Origin of the sequence: Saccharothrix sp. NRRL B-16348 (genome assembly GCF_001280085.1) — a bacterium.
Taxonomy (GTDB): Bacteria; Actinomycetota; Actinomycetes; order Mycobacteriales; family Pseudonocardiaceae; genus Actinosynnema.
In genome coordinates this window covers 27,176-44,916 of the sequence record NZ_LGED01000223.1, presented here as the reverse complement: position 1 = coordinate 44,916, position 17,741 = coordinate 27,176, and the positions used below count along the sequence as shown (strand labels likewise).

The 17,741-nt window shown below is 71.7% G+C and carries 8 protein-coding genes; 7 read left to right on the top strand and 1 reads right to left on the bottom strand.

The annotated features are described in order from the left end of the window. Nucleotides 1–65: 65 nt before the first annotated feature. The 7 genes from ADK67_RS32720 (at nt 66) to ADK67_RS32690 (ending at nt 15,939) form a co-directional block, all read left to right on the top strand. Nucleotides 66–1,145 carry a beta-ketoacyl [acyl carrier protein] synthase domain-containing protein gene (locus ADK67_RS32720; protein WP_157621025.1) on the top strand — a complete coding sequence of 360 codons (1,080 nt, stop codon included), beginning with the start codon at nt 66–68 and terminating at the stop codon, nt 1,143–1,145. 364 nt (nt 1,146–1,509) lie between these two features. After that, nucleotides 1,510–6,576: a MupA/Atu3671 family FMN-dependent luciferase-like monooxygenase gene (locus ADK67_RS32715; RefSeq protein ID WP_331459354.1), complete on the top strand. Its 5,067-nt coding sequence runs from the start codon at nt 1,510–1,512 to the stop codon at nt 6,574–6,576. Nucleotides 6,577–6,587: 11 nt separating this feature from the next. After that, the gene (locus tag ADK67_RS32710) at nt 6,588–7,664 is read left to right on the top strand and encodes a phytanoyl-CoA dioxygenase family protein (RefSeq protein ID WP_053720419.1); all 1,077 of its coding nucleotides are present in this window, start codon (nt 6,588–6,590) and stop codon (nt 7,662–7,664) included. Continuing rightward, nucleotides 7,661–10,705, top strand: a complete 3,045-nt coding sequence (locus ADK67_RS32705; protein ID WP_082404177.1) for an AMP-binding protein — start codon at nt 7,661–7,663, stop codon at nt 10,703–10,705. Before ADK67_RS32710 ends, ADK67_RS32705 begins: the two co-directional genes overlap by 4 nt. After that, nucleotides 10,702–12,396 carry a beta-ketoacyl [acyl carrier protein] synthase domain-containing protein gene (locus ADK67_RS32700; protein ID WP_053720417.1) on the top strand — a complete coding sequence of 565 codons (1,695 nt, stop codon included), beginning with the start codon at nt 10,702–10,704 and terminating at the stop codon, nt 12,394–12,396. The genes ADK67_RS32705 and ADK67_RS32700 overlap by 4 nt, the downstream gene beginning before the upstream one ends. Beyond that, on the top strand, nt 12,389–14,176 hold the full coding sequence (locus ADK67_RS32695; protein WP_157621019.1) for an ATP-binding cassette domain-containing protein: 1,788 nt from the start codon (nt 12,389–12,391) through the stop codon (nt 14,174–14,176). The genes ADK67_RS32700 and ADK67_RS32695 overlap by 8 nt, the downstream gene beginning before the upstream one ends. Next, nucleotides 14,173–15,939 (top strand): ATP-binding cassette domain-containing protein, encoded by a 1,767-nt coding sequence (locus ADK67_RS32690; protein WP_053720415.1) that lies wholly within the window; start codon nt 14,173–14,175, stop codon nt 15,937–15,939. Before ADK67_RS32695 ends, ADK67_RS32690 begins: the two co-directional genes overlap by 4 nt. On the opposite strand, the gene ADK67_RS32685 is transcribed toward ADK67_RS32690, so the two are convergent. Further along, nucleotides 15,912–17,645 carry a condensation domain-containing protein gene (locus ADK67_RS32685; RefSeq protein ID WP_082404173.1) on the bottom strand — a complete coding sequence of 578 codons (1,734 nt, stop codon included), beginning with the start codon at nt 17,643–17,645 and terminating at the stop codon, nt 15,912–15,914. The genes ADK67_RS32690 and ADK67_RS32685 overlap by 28 nt on opposite strands. Nucleotides 17,646–17,741: the final 96 nt, after the last annotated feature.

The following is a 17,741-nucleotide window of genomic DNA, read 5'->3' as shown; positions in this document are numbered from 1 at the left end:
GGGGCGTGCGGAGCCGGGCAGACATCGCCGCAGCGCACTTCGACGGCGACGGCGACGGGCCCGCGGTGTTCGACGACGCCGAGCTGCGGACCGACTTCATCCGGTTCCGCATCTCGCCGCGTCAGGCGCGGGTCATGGACCCCCAGCACCTGTTGGTCCTGGACTGCGTGGAGCGCGCGCTTGAGGACGCGGGCATCCGGCCGCAGGACCTCGCGGGCAGCCAGACCGGCGTGTTCGTCGGGATGAGCGAGTCCGATTCCGTGCTCACGATCGACCCCGACGAGGTCGCCGACAGCAACCGGTCCTACCTCGGCATCGGCAACAGCCGCGGGGCGGCCGCAGGGCGGATCTCCTACACCTACGACCTCCGCGGACCCAGCTGGCAGGTCGACACGACCTGCTCGTCCGGCCTGGTCGCCCTTCGGCACGGGATCACCGCGCTGGCCACCGGGGAGGTGGACCTCGCGCTCGTCGTCGCCACCCACCTCGTCCGCAGCAGCTTCGGGATGATGGTCAGAGAGGCGACCGGGGCGCTCTCCCCGACCGGCCGCTGCCGCGCGTTCGACGCGAAGGCGGACGGCTTCACCGTCGGTGAGGGCGTCGTGGTCGTGGTCTTGGCACCGGAGAAGGCCGGGGCGCGCTCGCTCGGGCAGGTGCACTGCGCGGTGAACCACGACGGCCGTACCGCGGGTCTGACCGTGCCCAGCCTGGACGCCCAGCGCGATGTCGTCGAGCGCGCCCTCCGCATGAGCGGCTTGGCGTCCGCCGATGTCGATTACGTCGAGGCGCACGGCACGGGAACCCCGCTCGGAGACCCGATCGAAATCGGCGCGCTCGCCGCGGCGTACCACACCGCCGAACGCACCACCCCGCTTTTCGTCGGCTCGAACAAACCCCGTTTCGGGCACCTGGAGGCGGCCTCCGGCCTGCTTTCCCTGGTCATCGCCATGGAAACGCTGCAACGCGGGCGCCCGCCTCGCACGAACGCATCGGGCCAGCCCAGCGAGACCATCCCGTGGGCCGAGTACAACATCCTCCCGACGATCGGCGATTTCGCCGGACCGGATTCGATCGACAGCGTGGGAATCAGCGCTTTCGGCCTTTCCGGGACAAATGCCCACGCGATCATCACCCGCCCCCGCTAGTCGCCGTCGCCGAACGGCGACCTTCCCGGCACAGTCGTGGCCTGCATGATCCACCACACCGCGGGCAGTGACCTGGGCCACACCGATGCTCCGTAGCCACAGGGATTTGTGCTCGACGAAGTACCGATACGCCCGATCAGACCCCGGATCGGACGCCGAACATCTGCGCCCGCCCCGATATCGGAGACACGAACGGCGATCACGTCTAGCACCCTTCGGACTAATTCTGCCGCAATGCAATACCCCGTCCGGGTCGGCGCCCGCACGACAGCAGCACGCGGTTGGGCGTTAGCACACTTCACCCACGACGCACAGCACTCCGTTCGGAATCCCGAGCAGACCACAACCGCACTTGCGGAAACCGGTGCTAGCATGCCGGCGAATCGGGTTGACTGAAGGAGTTCGCTTGCTGGTCGAGGATGCGGTGGCGGGCCTTGTCGAGCAATTGCTCGAAATGGACCCGGGGTCAGCGAGCCGGTCGGTGCCATTGTTGGACATGGGAGCCGATTCGTTGGTGCTCGTCGAATTGTCGCGGGACGTCAAGTCCCGCTTCGACGTCGACATCTCGGTCCAACAACTCCTGGAGGACATCGTCACCGTCCGCGCCATCACCCGGTGGATCGTCGAGCACCAGGACGCGGAACCGCCGCAGCCCGAACCGGACGACGCGCCGGTCGAGCTCCGCCCCGTCCCCGTCGAGGACGCGGTGGCCGAACTCGCGGAGCGCCTGCTCGAATTCGACCCCGGCTCGATCACCCGCTCGGTGCCACTGCTGGACCTGGGGGCCGACTCCCTCGTGCTCGTCGAGCTGTCGCGGGACGTCAAATCCCGCTTCGACGTCGACATCTCGGTCCAACAACTCCTGGAGGACATCGTCACCGTCCGCGCGATCGCGCGGTGGATCGGCGAATCCGGACAGCGGAACGGAGTGGCTACGGAGAGGAAGCCCTCCCCGCCCGGTCCGACGTTCGCCGCCGACACGGTGGCGCCTCCCGCCGAGCCGAATCCCCGGCGGAGCGCGAGCCAGACGTACGAGGCGGCCACAGCCGCTTCCCGCGCGCTCAGCGAGCGCACGCAGGACGTCCTGTGCAACAACCGGAAGATCGCCCAGCGCGAGCACGACGAGCGCGCCGCCTCCTACCCGATCTGGATCACCCGGTCCGACGGCGCCCACGTGTGGGACGTCGACGGCCGCGGACTCATCGACCTCACGATGGGCTACGGCGCCCACTTGTTCGGCCACAACCCCGACTTCGTTCGCGACGCCGTCCAGCGGCAGCTCGACCGGGGTATGCACATCGGGGCCGAGGTCGAGCAGACCGCGGAGGTGGCGCGGCTGCTCTGCGAGCTGACCCGGATGGACCGGGTGAACTTCTGCGTCACCGGGACCGAGGCGGTCTTCACCGCCATGCGCCTCGCCCGCGCGCACACCGGGCGTTCACTCGTCGTCCTGCTGCAGAACGCCTACCACGGGCACTCCGACTCCACGCTCTTCAGCCCGCGTCCCGCGAAGCGGCGCGAGCACCTGGCCACCCCGTCGTTCCCCGGCGTCTCCGCGGGTGCGGCGGACGACGTGCGCATCCTCCCCGCGAGCGAGCGGCACCTCGCCGACTTCATGGCCGCGCACGGTGGGGACGTCGCGGCCGTGGTGATGGAGCCGCGGCTGAACCAGTCCCCGGACCTGGACCTCGGCCCGCTGGCGCGGTTGGCCCGCGACCTCACGGACAAGGCGGGCGCGCTGCTCGTGTTCGACGAGGTGCTCACCGGGTTCCGCTTCCACGTGCGAGGTTTCCAGGAGATCTACGGCGTCCAGGCGGACCTCGCCACGTACGGCAAGACGCTCGCCGCCGGTCTGCCCCTCGCCGCGGTGGCCGGACGCGCCGAGATCATGGACCTGATCGACGGCGGTCCGTGGACCGAGGCGCTGCGCGCCGATCCCGACAGGGTGTCGTTCACCGGTGGGACCTACGCGAAGCACCCTCTCTCGGTTGCCGCGGCGCGCGCCGTCCTCGGTCGCCTGTCCGAAGTAGGCGAAGGTGTGCTCGCCGATCTCAACGCGGCGGGCGATGAGCTGCGTGGCGAGATCGCACGTGTCCTGGCGGATTCCGGGATCGGGGTGCGGGTCCTCGGGGTCGGGTCGTTCTTCCGCTTCGTGCCGTCCGGGTCGACCAGCTTCGCCTACGGCGGCAAGGCGTTCCACGACTTCCGCCGCGCGATGATCGCCGAAGGCGTGCTCGTCCCGGAGACCGGCAACTGCTTCCTCTCCCCGGCCCACACGCCGGACATCCGCCGCGCCGTCATCGACGCCGCACACGCTGCCGCGAAGCGGCTCACGGCCGCCGCCGAGCCCCCAGAGGTCGCCGGGCAGGCCCCTTCGGTGAGCCTGGCCCTGTTCGGCTTCGCGACCGATGGCGACAGCGACATCTACTCCCGCCTGCTCGACCTCGTCGCGCTCGCCGAGGCCGAAGGTCTGGAGAACGTCTGGCTGCCGGAACGCCACTTCGACGACTTCGCCGGGTTCTCGCCGAACCCCGCCGTGCTCGGGGCGATGGTCGCGATGCGCACGTCGCGGCTGGGCATCCGGGCGGGCAGCACCGTGCTGCCGCTGCACTCGGCGGTCTCCGTGGCGGAGGCCTGGGCGATGGTCGACGTCGCCTCGGGAGGGCGGGTCGGGCTCGGGGTGGCGTCCGGCTGGATGCGGCGCGACTTCGTCCTGTCCGACGCGCCCCACGCCGAGCGCCGTGAGGTGTTCAAGACGCGGGTTGATCAACTGGAGCGCCTGTGGCGCGGAGAGGCCGTCGCGGTCGAAGGGCGCTCCGGTGAGCGCGCGGAGGTGCGGCTGCACCCCCGTCCGCTGAGCGACCTCCGCCTGTGGCAGGCGTGCGTGGGCTCGCCCGAGTCGTTCTACGAGGCGGGCCGTGCGGGCCGCGGTGTGCTCACCAACCTGATCCAGCAGGACTTCGCCCAGCTGGCGGGCAACCTCGAGCGGTACCGGCGGGGACGCGCCGACGGCGGACTCGACCCGGACGGCGGCGACGTGGTCGTGCTGGTCCACGCGGGGCTGTCGACCGACGGCGATGCGGAGAAGCGGAACATGGAGGCGCTGGAGCGCTACATGTTCTCCACGTTCCGAAGCACCCACGACGACCCCGACGCGGTGCCCGAGGACGTGTGGAAGTCGCGCATGCGGACCGCGGCGGACCGCCTGCGCGACGGGCTCTCGCTCGTGGGCGCCGAGGCGGAGTGGCCCGCCCTGACGGCCAGGCTCGGCCTGCTCGGTGTCACGGAGATCGCGTGCCTCGTCGACTACCTGCCGCACGGCGAAGCGTGGACCGACACCGTGCGCGCGCTCGGCCGGCTCCGCACCCGGCAGGCGAACCCGGTGAGCGTTCCCGCGGCCGCACCCGTGGACCGGCAGCCCACGCGGAACGCCGTCGGTGACACGGCGTTCCCGGTCACCATCAGCCGCGCCGCCCGCGAGATCTGGGCCGCGTGCCAGATCAGCGCGGAGACACGCGAGGCGTACGTCATCGCGCGCACGTTCCACGTCTCCCCCGAGGTCGACCTCGACCGGCTGCGCGATGCGTACCTCGACGTCATCGAAGCCCAGCCCGCCTACCGGCTCCGCATCGACCCCGACGGCGGGGCCGGGTGGGTCGAGCCGTTCGGCGAAGCGCACCGGCGCAGCTGGCGCCTGCTCGACGGGGTCGCGGAATCGGCGGCGGCGTTCGAGTCCACCGTGCGGGAGGCCTCGGTCGCCGATCCCCTCGACCCGGTCGAGCGCTTCGGTGTCCGGCTGACCTGCCGGCGCTCCGGCGACGGGGTTTTCCTGAACCTGCGCGCGTCGCACGTCGTCCTGGACGGGATGAGGTTCGCCGAGCTCCTCGAATCCGTCGCCGCCCGTTACGCGGGACACGCGGTGGACGTGCGGCCGGTCCCGTCCGCGGCGGAGCTGGACGAGGCGACCGCGGAGCGGGATCGCGCGTACTGGCGCCAGTGGGTCCGCACCCTCCCCGACGAGGTGTTCGACGCCGGGTTCGACGCGCGCACCCTGGACCGGCGCGGGTACCGGGTGTCGGCTCCGCTGCCGTCGGGCCTGCGGACGGCACTCGCGTCCTACGCGCGGGCCGAGCGCTCGACGTACTTCGTCGAAGCGCTCCGCGCGGTCGCGGAGACCGTCGACGACGCGCTGGGTCGCCACCACCTCTACGCGTTCCCCGCCCGGCCGTCGCTGGTGGAGCACGGGAGCGGCGCCGTCCTCGTGCCGTTCTGGATGGGTGCGGTGACCGGCGGTGCGGCTCGTCCGTCGGTGAAGGCCGCCATCATGTCGGGGGTCGAGCACGGTTCGCTCACCTTCCGGCAGGTGTTCTCCGACGTGACCCGCCGGGTCCAGACCCCGACGGTGACGGTGTCGTGGGACAACCTCGAATCGTTCGCCCTGGACGGGCACCGGGTCGACGAGGTCTCCGTGCCCACCGACGTGGTCCGCTTCCCGCTCGCGGTGACCTTCACGCAGCGGGCGAACGGCGACGTCGAGCTGTCGATCGACGCCGCGCAGGGCTTCCTCCCCAGGGAACGGGGCGAGGAGCTGCTGGCCCGGTTGACCCACGGCCTCGCGGAGCGGTTCATGCCCGCGCCGGTGGAGCCTGAGCGCCAGGTCGCGGCCCGCACGCTCGCCGGGCTCGTCCGGGGCCTCGCGCAGCCGGTCGACGACGACCGCGGCGCCGCGGTCGTGCGCCTCGACGGGCGGGACTGCCCGCTCGACCTCATCGTCGCCAAGGTGCGGGCCTCCGCCCGAATCCTCGCCGAGGAGGAACCGGCCGCACTGCGCGCCGACTCGGTGGCGCTGGACGTCGACACCGCCTTCGACGCCACCGTCGCGCTGCTGGCCACAGGCATGGTCGGCCTCGCGGGCCGGGTCGGTGTGGCGCACGGGTCGGACCGGCTCGTCATCGGCCGCTCGGAACGGGGCGCCGCGGAGGGCCGCCGCTTCGCGCTGAACCGCTGGGCGGTCGTGAGCCCCGCGGAGACGCTCGCGCTGACCCCGTCACGGGGCGAGGACCTCGACGCGGCGCTCGCGCACGTGCTCGGCACGGTGCGACCCGAGCAACGAGCCGAGATCACCGCCGCGCTCCACGCGCTGGCCGACGAGTACGCGACCGACGAAATCGTGGGCCCCCTACCCGACAACCCCGTCGCGGAGAACGGTGAGGTCGCCGAACTCGTGCGCGGCATCTGGAAGCGGGTGCTCGCCGGCTCGGCGCGGTTCGGCGACGAGGACGACTTCTTCGAGCTCGGCGGCGACTCGATCGACGCGATCAGGATGATCGCGATCCTGAACCAGGAACTGCACGCGGAACTCGAAGTGGCATTGATCTTCGACCACCCCACTGTCGGGCAGCTGAGCGACGCTGTGCAGTCACGGATCTGAAGGGCGACGAGATGACCCGGGAAGTCAGGACGACGTTCGGCGAGCTTCGCGAATTCGCCTCGTGGGTGGAGCCGGACGCGCGGGTCGCCGCGGGCTACGGCTTCGAGAACGGAGTCATCCCCGACCAGGCGCAGGCGACGGTGGACTCCAGCCTCGCGGTGTTCGGCTCGACCGGCCGGGGCGCGATCGTGGCCGACTCCCGCGCCGACTGGGCCATGTTCTGCCAAGAGCGGTTCGGACTCGATTCCGCGCGCTGGCCGTCGTTCCGCCGCCACCCGCTCAACGACGGCTTCGTGTGGCGGTCGATCGGCAACGGCAAGCGGGTGCTCAGCGACGCCGAGGCCGAGGCGTACGACCGGGACGGGTACGTCGTGGTCGAGGACGTGCTCAGCCAGGCGTTCCTCAACGAGGTCGTCGCGGACCTCGACCGCTTCGAGGAGGCTCGGGCGGAGGCCGCGAAGCTGGCGGGCGGCAAGAACACCATCACCCAGGCTGGCAAGGTCACGTTCAACGTCCAGCTCGCCCGCCACTCGGCTGCGCTGCGCGAACTCGTCGCGCTGCCGCTCCTGCAGCACATGATGCACGACTTGATCGGGCCCAACGTCCGCCTCTACTGGGACCAGTCCGTCTACAAGAGCCCGCACTCCAGCCTGATCTTCCCCTGGCACCAGGACACCGGCTACACCTTCGTCGACCGGCCCGGGCAGATCGTGACCGCCTGGATCGCGCTCACCGACGCGAACGAGGACTCCGGCTGCATGTGGGTGCTGCCCGGCGCGCACCGGGTGGGCCCGCTGGTGCACGAGAAGAGCGAACTGGGGAACCTGGTCTTCGACGCCGACCCGTCCGGGATGGTCCCGCTGCCGGTGCGCGCCGGATCGATCGTGGTGTTCGCCGGTCTGCTACCGCACATGACCGGCGGCAACAGCCAGAACTGGACGCGCAAGGCGCTGGTGGTCGAGTACGCGCCGGACGGGATGAACCGGATCGCGATCGACCCCTGGGGTGAGCACGTCGTCAGCCCGGCGAACAACCCGCACACCCAGTTCGAGATCCTGCGCGACGGCCGCCCGACGGTTGGCCGGTGAGGACTACTGCAGAGCACCGCGTGCTGTCCGCCCTGTCGGGCGAGCCGATCAGCACGGTGCGCACGGCGACGTCGCCCACGCGTCTGTCCGACGTGCTCGACCTGGCCGCGGGAGACTCGGCGGGCGTCACCACCATCGACTCGGACGGGTCGCGGCGGCGGGAGACCTGGCTGTCCTTCCGCGGCCGGGTGCGGCGGATCGCCGAAGACATCCGCGCCAGTGGCATCGGCCGCGGCAGGATCGCCGTCGTGGCCGCGACCGAGCCGTCGGAGATCCTCGCTCTCTTCTGGGCCGGAGTCGTGGCAGGCGTCGAGCCGCTGCTGGTTGCCGAGGAACTGCTCGACGAGCGCGGTGGAGATGGCGAGTGGCTGGCAGCGCTGTCCCACCAGGCCCCCGTCCACGCGCTGCTCCACGCCGGGGACGCGCAGTTCCCGGTCGTAGCCGCGGCGGCGCGGTGGGGACTCACCCCGGTCGCGCTCGACCTGGGACCCGGCGACGGGCGGGACGGGCCCGATCGCGCCGATGACGGCCCGGACTCGCGGATCCACTTCATGACCTCGGGCAGCACGGGCGCGCCGAAGGTGGTGCCGCAGCGCCACCGGGGAATCATCGACATGGCCTTGGGCGCCGTGGCGGTGAACGGCCTCGACTCCGCGACCGTCGGCTTCAACTGGATGCCGCTGTCCCACGTCGGCGGCATGCTGATGGCCCACGTCCGCGATGCCGTCATCGCCGCCGAGCACATCTCGGCCGCACCGGCACGTGTCCTCGCCGACCCCGGCGAGTGGTTCCGGCTCGTGAGCGAGCACCGCGTCAGCGCGGTGTGGTCGCCCAACTTCGCCTACCGGATGCTGGCGAGCGCGGCGGAGCAGATCCCGGCAGACGGGCGGATCGACCTCTCGAGCATCCGGTTCTGCCTCAACGGGGGCGAGGCGGTGTCGGCCAAGGACTGCGCGCGCTTCGAGCGGTCCCTGGGCAGGCTGGGCATGCCCCGGGGCACCTTCGCCCCCGCCTGGGGAATGGCCGAGACCTGCTCCGGAGTCCTGTACTCCCCGCGCTACGACCCGGCTTCCGACACGTCCCCGACGGTGTCGGTCGGCTTCCCGCTCCCCGGGGTGGAGGTCAGGATCGTGGCGGCGGCGGATGTCGAAGAGGACGGTGTGGGACACCTCGAAGTCCGGGGATCGATGGTCCTGGAGCGATACCTGGTGGGCGGAGACCTCGCCAAGAGCACCGACGGCTGGTTCCGGACCGGCGACCTCGCGCGGATCGCCGACGACGGCGTGCACTTCGTGGGCCGGGACGGCACCAGGATCGTCGCGAACGGCGTGACGTGGAACTCCGCCGACCTCGAAAGCGAAGCCGAGCAGGTCGACGGTGTCGTGCCGGGCACCTGCGCGGTCACGTCCTTCCGCCCGCGCGGGGCCGAGCGCGATTCGGTCGCGGTGTTCTGCGCCGTCGACGGGAACGCCTCCGAGGTGCGCGCCGAGGTCGGACGCAGGCTGGAGAAGATCATCGGCGTGCCCGTCGCGCAGGTGGTGGACGTCCCGCCGTCCGCGATCGAGCGGACCAGCATCGGCAAGGTCCGCAAGGGAAGGCTGGTGCGCAGGTTCATCGACCCCGCCCCGCGGCAGCTGTGGACGCTGGACTGGGTGCCCACGGCGTCGCCAGGGGCGCCGCGGTTGGGCGGAGCCGGGCAGCCGCCGGTCGTCCTGCGCGGGGCGGGGTTGGCCCACTCCGCCGTCGCCGAGCACACCCCGGGTGAACTCCACGACGTGCTCCAGCGGTGGCGCCGGGAGGTCGAGCCTGCCCGGTTGCGCGGTCGGGACGTCTGCGTCGTCATCGAGACGTACGAGGCGAACTCCGACCGGCTACCCCGGTCGCACCCCGTCGCGGCGTTCCTCCGCGCCACCGCGCACGGAGCGGGCGCCCGCTCCGTGCGCACAATCTGGGTGCACCCGGCGGTGGACGAGCAGGCGCTCGACGGCGTCCTGGGCGGGGAGCACACCCCGGACGCGGACCTATTCCTCGGCCCGCACGGGGACCTCTGGCGCCGCGTCCGCACGCCCGTCGCCATCGACCGCTCCGGCCCACGCGCGGACCACTTCGTGATCCTCGGCGGCACCGGCAGGCTCGGCGAAGCGCTGGGCGCGGAGCTCGCGCTGCGCGGAGCTCGCGTCACGCTTGTCGGAAGCCGCACCCAGCCCGGAGAAGACCGGGGAGACGGGATCAGCCGGGTCACCGCCGACATCACCTCCTCGGCCGCGGTGCGGGGCCTCGTCCGCACCGCCGGATGGGATCCCCGCGAGCGGACCCAGGTCGTCCACCTGGCGGGCGCGCCGACGCCCGCGCCGCAGGACGTGGTCGAGCGGCTCATCGGCCCGAAGACCGACGGGGTTCGCGAAGCCGCCGGACTGGCGCACGCCCTGGACGCCCACCTCGCGGTCGTCTCCTCGGTCAACGCGCACGTCGCGGGCACCGGAGTCGAGACCTACGCGGCGGCCTGCGCAGCCGCCGAGACGACCGCCGAACGGGTAGCGCTGGTCCCGACGACCGTCGTGTCGGTGACCTCCGTCAGCGAGGCGCGCCAGACGGACCGGACCACCGTCGCCCTCGGCGAGGCGTTGGGCCTCGACGAGGTCAGCGTCATGGACATCGCGACCTGCCTGCTGGCCGAGCCCGCCCGTTCCGTGCTCCTCGGGGTGGGCGAACACATGCCGCTCATCCCCCCGCGCGACAGCGAACCGACACCACCTCCGGACACGGGACCGACCAGCGCGACCGGGCCCGCCGAGCCGGAGTTGTCACCCACCGCCGCCCACCTGGCGAAGGCGCTGCGCCCGCTGCTGGGCGCCGATTCCGCCCGTCTCGACACGAGCTGGTTCCACATGGGATTGACCTCGGCCGACCTGCCGAACTTCGCCCGCACCGTCACCCAGCACACCGGCCAGAAGGTCGGCGTGCTGGAGCTGATGCGGTACCCGACCCTCGCCGAACTGGCGGACTACGTGGAAGGCAGCCGGAAGAGGAGCAGCGAGTGAGCGACCGGATCGCGATCATCGGGTACGACGCCTGCCTGCCGGCCGGGCGCGACCGCGCGGAGATCGACTCGTTCCTGGCCGCCGGGAAGAGCGCCGTCGCGGACGTCTCGCGCGGCGAGATGCTCGCCGCCGGTGTCCCGGAATCGACCTTCACCCGCGAGGGCTACGTCGCCCGAACGGCCAGGGCCGAGTGGACTCCGGCGACCGCACGCCACCTGGCCGGCGTGACCGCGCACGAGATGGCGGTCACGGACCCGCAGCACCTGCTGTTCCTCGACTGCTGCGTCGGGGCACTCCTGGACGCGGGGATGAGCCCGGAGAGCGTGCGCGGACGCGACATCGGCGTGGTCGGCGGCGTCGGCATGGGGCTGTACGCGGGCAATTCGCTCGACTCGCACTTCACGACCCGGCTCCAGCGGGACGACGCGCTGCGGGAGCAGTCGGTCTTCCCCGAGGTGCTCATCGGCAACAGCAGCGACCACAGCGTGGGGCGGGTCTCGTTCCGCCTGGGGCTGACGGGTCCGAGCGTGAACGTGCAGACGGCCTGCTCCACGGCGCTCGCCGCGCTGGACCACGCGGTGCTGCTGCTCCGGAGCGGGCGGACCGACACGGTCCTGGCAGGCGCCGCCGCCCTGTACTTCCCCGACCACAGGGGGTACCAGTGGGAACGCGGGGGAATCCTCTCCCCCACCGGAGTGTGCCGGGCGTTCGACGCGCACGCCGACGGCACCGTGGGCGGCAGCGGCGGCGGGGTCTTCGTGCTCCGCCGCTACGACGACGCCATCGCCGACGGCAACGCGATCCACGCGGTGATCGAGGGCATCCACTCCGGCAGCGACGGCGGGCGGCGGGCGAGCTACGCCGCGCCCGCGTTCGACGGGCAGGTGCGGGTCATCCGCGGCGCGATGGCCGACGCGGGCATCGGACCTGACGACATCGCCTACGTCGAAGGCCACGGCACGGGCACCACAGTAGGGGACCTGGTGGAGCTGGGCGCGCTCCACGAAGTGTTCGGCGCACGCGGTGCTCCCCTCCCCGTCGGCTCCGTGAAACCCGCACTGGGCCACCTCGACACGGCTGCCGGGGTCGCATCCCTCGTCAACGTGATCCTCGGGCTGAAGCGCGGCTGGATGCCGCCCACGGTGAACTTCACCGAACCGGGTGCCGACGCGCACGACTGGATCGCCCAGCCCTCAAGCGGTCCCGTCCCATTCGGGCCGGGTACCTCGATGGTCGGCATCAGCGGTTTCGGCGCGAGCGGCACGAGCGTGCACCTGGTGGTCTCCGGTCAACGCGATCCGGAGCACAGCGCCTGGCGTGCCGGGGAAGGCACCGCGATCGACTCGGTCGGCGTCACCGCGGCCTCCCGCGCACACGACCCCGGTCAGGTCGAGCCGAGCGGAGACCGGCCCACGCGTCAGGAGATCGTCGAGGTCCTCACCGCCCTGCTGCGGGACCGCGGGGACTTCGCCCATCTCGACCAGGAGCAGCTGATGGAGGTCGGGCTGCTCGACTTCGGCATCGACTCGGTCGACCTGATCGCCGTCACGAAGGTCATCGACATCCGGTGGGGCGTGAGCCTGGAGGTCCTGGACCTGCTCGCGGCGGACTCGGTGCGGGCGATCGTCGACCTCGTCGAACAGGGACTGCCGGACAACGCGGGTGGAGCGGGGACGGTCGGGCATGGCTGAGCGGGCGCAGAATGCGACGCCACCCCGCTCAAGGGTACGCGCCGAGGTCGGCAGGCGGCTCCGGCTGGGCATGTTCGCCGTGGGGCTGCGTCTGCTCCCCGGGTTCACCGTCGGCATCGGCATGCTCATCCTGCTGGCGGCGGCGGTCCCGGCCGCGTCGATCGTCGCGGTCGGCAACGTGCTGGGGAGTGCGGTAGGCGGTTCGTCGGGTGTCGTCCTGGCGGGTGCGGTGTTCGTGGCGCTCTTCCTGCTCGACCAACTGCTCAACGTGGTGATCGACGTCCTGGCCGACCGGTACGGGGGACGTTTGCAGGCGGAAGCGGAGCAGGTCCTGATCAGGGCCAGGCTCTCCGCACCAGGAGCGACGCCGGACGCCCTCCGCCACGCGCTCGACGCGATCGGGTCCGCGCCGCCGATCCGGCGGCTCGCGGTGTCGACGCTGCGGTACGCCCTGCTGCGTGCGCAGGCGCTGGTGCCCGGACTCGTGCTCGTGTACGTCGAGCCGCTTGCCGGGATTCCCGTCGTGATCGCGTTCGCGGCGCTCTCGGCGATGATGGAGAAGGACTACGCGGCGGAGCAGTCGGCGGCGTACTCGGCGGACGGGGAAAGTGCGCGCGCGGTGTACCTGGGCAGGCTCGCGTTCGCCCGCCGCACCGCGCGCGAGGTGATCATCTTCGGTGCGGCCGACTGGGTCATCGGGAAGTTCCGCGAAGCCGCACACGGTGCCCGCCCGGCGACGCGGATCAGCCCGCCGATGCTGGCGGCGCTGGCCATCGCGGTAGCCGCGATGGCTTTCGGCCTGGTCGTCCTGTTCCACGCCGGACTCGCGCCCGCGCAGCTGGTGATGGGCGTCGCCTCGATGGTGGCATTGATGCTGCTCTTCGGCGTCACCATGGACGTGGTCTACTCCGCGATGGGCGTGACGGTCTTCGACCGCGTCCGGCTCGTCGCGGCGACGCGGTTCGGCCCGGCCGAGGCACCTGCCGCGGCTCCGCGCGCAGGGCCGGACAGCTTGATCCGGTTCGAGCGGGTCGGGTTCTCCTACCCCGGCGCGCCCGCACCGGTGTTCTCCGACCTGAGCTTCGAGGTGCGGCTCGGGCGGAGCCTGGCCATCGTCGGGGTAAACGGAGCAGGGAAGTCGACCCTGCTGAAGCTGCTCGTCGGGCTGCTCGCCCCCAGTTCCGGACGGATCACCTGCGACGGCGTCGAGGTGTCGGCCGCGGCGCTGCGGGCCGCCTGGCGCGACTCGTTCGCGTTCCTCGGCCAGCAGTACGTCCGCTACCCGGTTTCCCTGCACGACAACATCGTCCTGGGGCGGGCCCACGGCGTCGGCGTCCTCGACCGCCGGGTGCGTGCCCTCCTCGACGGGCTCGGCCCGGAACTGCTCGCCGAGGGCGCACCGCGGCTGGGCGAGGGGAGCGGCCTTTCCGGCGGGCAGTGGCAGCGCGTCGCGACCGCGCGGGCGCTCGCGGGCATGGTGGACGACGACCGGCGGGTTCTCGTGCTCGACGAACCGACGGCCGCGCTCGACGCGCAGGCGGAGGCACGTTTCTTCGCAGAGCTCGGCGAACTGGCCGGACCGGGCCGCACGACCGTGATGGTGTCCCACCGGTTCGCGGGTGTCCGGCGCGCCGACGAGATCCTCGTGCTCCACGACGGCGAGGTCCGCGAGCGCGGCACGCACGCGGACCTCGTGGACGCGGACGGCACCTATGCGCGGATGTTCCGGTCGCAGGCCGACCGCTACCGGACGCCGGACGAGGGGATCGTGGCCAGGTGACGTTCCGGGGTGCGCTCGGCGAACTCCTGCGCTTGTCGTTGCGCGCCGACCGCCGCGCCGCGTGGGTGACGATCGTGGCGTTCACGGTGCGCCCGATCGCCACCGTCGCCGCGACGGTCGCGATCGCGGCCATGGTGGCGCTGTGGACCACCGGGGACTTCTCGGCAGGCGCGTTGTTCCTCGGCGTCGCCTGCGCGGCTCTGGTGGTGCAGGTACTGCTCGGGCGGTACTCGCTGGCCGTGTCGGCGGTGCTGGTCGACGCGACGAACCGGCTGGTCGACGAAGACCTCCAGCGGGCCGTCTACGGATCGCGGTCCGTCGAGCACTTCAGCGAGCGGTCGTTCCTCGACGACCTCCAGATCGTGCGCTCGGAGCAGCCGCGGCTCACCGAGGGCGCCGACGTCGTCGGGCTCATCCTCGGCACGAGCGTCCGACTGGGCATCACGGTGGTCATCACGATGCTGGCGACCCCGTGGCTCCTCCTGCTCCCGGTCGCCGCGGTCGGCGCCTACCTGTGCGTGCGGCGGCGCGACGCGGCCGTCGGGACGGCCCAACGCGCCGCGTCGGCGGAGGCGCGGGTGAGCGACGAGCTCGCGGAGATCGGGACCGAGGAGAAGCACACCGACGAGCTGCTCCTCTCCCGCGGAGGCGCTTTCGTCCTGGACGCGCACCGCCGTTCAGCCGCGGCGGCTGAGGCGACGCGGAGCGCGGGCCTGTGGCGGGGTGCACTGTGGACGGTGCTCGGCGCTGTGCTGACGAGCGCGGCGCTCGCCGCCGGGATCGCGGGTCTCGTCCGTGCCCTCGGGGAGGGCGCCACCGGCCTCGCGACGACGTTGGCGTCGCTGATGCTGCTGTCCTCGACGACCGCGCTGGTCGGCGCCCTGGCGCGCTACCTGTCGTCGTGCGCGGACTCCATCCGTGTGGTCCGGTCGCTCGTCCGCGTGCACGACCGGCTGCGCGCGGCGTCGACCGTGCCCCGTCCGGCAGGCGACACCGCCGCGATCGAACTCCGCGACGTGTCCTACCGCTACCCCGGCGCGGAGGCAGCCGCGGTCGATGGTGTCTCCCTTCGTCTCGAAGGGGGCCGCGTCTACGCACTCGTCGGCGCGAACGGAAGCGGGAAGACGACCCTCGTCACCCTGCTCAGCGGGCTGATCCGCCCATCGTCCGGTGAGGTGGTGTCGGGTGCGCCGGGCGGCGGCGAGGACCGTGCTGCCGGCCCGGCGTACATCACCCAGGACTACGCCGAGTTGGAGTTCGAGCTCGGCGACGCGGTGCGGCTCGGCGACAGCCGGTTCACCGAGGCCGACATCGAGCACGCGGTCGACAGCGCGGGGCTCGGGCACCTGGTCGCGGAAAGCCCCGCCGGGCTCGCCCTTCCGCTGGGCGGCTCGCTGCCGAACGGGCGGCGGCTGTCCGGCGGGCAGTGGCAGCGCCTGGCGCTGGCACGCGGGTTCCTGCGGTCGGACGCGGCGCTGCTGCTCGTCGACGAGCCGACCTCGGCCATCGACCCGATGGCCGAGGAGTTGCTGCTCGACCGGCTGATCGGTCGGGCCCGCACCGTCGCCCGTGACCGAGGCGGTATCGCCGTCATCGTCACCCACCGGATGTCGCTGGCGCCCGCGGCCGATGCGGTGATCCTCCTGCACGAGGGTCGCGTCGTCGCGGTGGGCCCGCACGAGGAACTGCTGGACGTGCCGCTGTACGCCGACCTGTACGACGCGCAGCGCGCCGGCTACCTGACCGACGAACCGAGCCGCTGACCGTCGTTGTCACGAGTCGCGGGGTCATCGCCGGTCAGCGCGCCCACGGCTTCGCGCCACAGGGTGAGCAACCTGTCGAGTTCAGCCGAGCCGAGTGCGCCTGCCGCGCCGAGCAGCAGTGCCTTGGTGTCCGACGGAGACTCGCTGAGGTAGACGAACAACTCGATGGCCGCTTCGGGGAAGTCGAGCTCCACCGGCTCGACGTCGACACCGTCGAGCCTCCAGCCGAGGTCGACGTCCTCCACCGCGTAGGCCAGCGCGATCTGGTAGAGCGGGTTCCGGCATCCTGCTTCCCCGCGTTCGGCCCTGGCTTCGGCCACGAGGGACGCGATGGGGTAATCACGGCGTCGAAAGGCGTCACGGACGATCGTCCTGCACTCTTCGAGCGTCGCGGCAATGCCCGCGGAACGCGGTGAGCGGGAGCGCAGGAGGACGAGGTTCTGGAAGAAGCCAACGGTGTCGAAGTCCTGCGGTCGCAGCCTGGTGTCCATCGCGGTGACGAAACTGATGTCGTCGGAATCGGAGAACTGCTTCAACGCCCACATCACGGCCGCGACGTGCACCACGAAACGCGTGCAGCGCAGCCTCCGCGACGCCTCCCCCACCCGGTCCCAGACCGCCGTGCCGAGCGTGCGCGAGGCCACGACCGGTCGGAACGCATCCGGATCCCGCTGCGGATCCGGACTTGCGAGAATCCTCGGCGGCAGCGGTGTGAGCAGTTCCCGGAGATCCGGCGTCTCGTCGATGGCCGGGAACACGTTGCGGACGGCGGCAGCGTCGTAGGGGTGAGGCTCACCGAGGTCGTCGACGCGACCGGCGTACAGCGCGGCGAGTTCACGTTGCAACAGGGCCTTCGAACGCTCATCGACGGCGACATGGTCAATCGCCAGGACGAGGCTGTGCACATCCGCCGCGTGGTGGGTCAGCACCGCCTGGAGGATCGAATGCCGGTCCGGGGACGTGAACTTGCCGACCACGCCCCGCATCAGCGTGTTGCCGTGATCGCGGATCTCGCGCTCGTCGACCAGCCCGGTCGGCCGCGCCACATCGAGGACGTCCGGCCCTTCGTTCTCGTGGACGATCGCGAGCACCTCCCCGGACTCGGAGAGGGCGTAGTTGGTGCGCAGGATGTCGTGCCGGCGGGTGAGTTCGATGAGCCCGCGCCGAAGCCGCTCGACGTCCAACGGCCCGCGCAGCAACAAGTGCACCCCGACGACCTGAGCGGCCACACCACCCGGCGCATAGCGCATCATGATCAACCGGCTCTGGACCGACGACGCCTTGTACACCTGCGCCCGTGACGGCACACGACGTTCCAGCCCATCATCCACGTAACCCACCCTCATCCCATCCGCCGAACCGATCGCGTGCCTTTGGCCCTGTAGAAGCTTCCACCACGCCGTCCAGTTCGCCAAGACCAACAGACAGCGGGAACCGACGTGTGCACTCGGGCAGGCCGGCAGCACGTTACCGACGCACAGTCGCCCACTCGCGCAGGCGCTGGCCGTGCGCACCGGACGACCGACCGACGCTCGTCTGGAGGTGATCGCGGCAGCGGCGGTCACCGCGATGGCCGCGGCGGAGCACGATGACAACGACTGAACGCAGCGCACCCAGCGACCGCCAAATCTCGAACGGTCCGCACGACGACGCCAAACTGCATCGCGGCCGTCCTCGTCCTGCACCAGGTCGAGAGCTGCCGCCATCCACGATGAAAGGCTCAGTGACTTTCCAGCGGCACAGCAAGAACTGTTGCCTTGGTTCCGGTTCCGGCCCCTCGCGAGTCGCGCGTTCGGGCACCG

What these genes read in the sequence shown, in the direction of transcription:
- ADK67_RS32710 (WP_053720419.1), top strand. Translation starts at nt 6,588, where the DNA reads ATGACCCGGGAAGTCAGGACGACGTTCGGCGAGCTTCGCGAATTCGCC.
- ADK67_RS32695 (WP_157621019.1), top strand. Translation starts at nt 12,389, where the DNA reads ATGGCTGAGCGGGCGCAGAATGCGACGCCACCCCGCTCAAGGGTACGC.
- ADK67_RS32685 (WP_082404173.1), bottom strand. Translation starts at nt 17,645, where the DNA reads ATGGCGGCAGCTCTCGACCTGGTGCAGGACGAGGACGGCCGCGATGCA.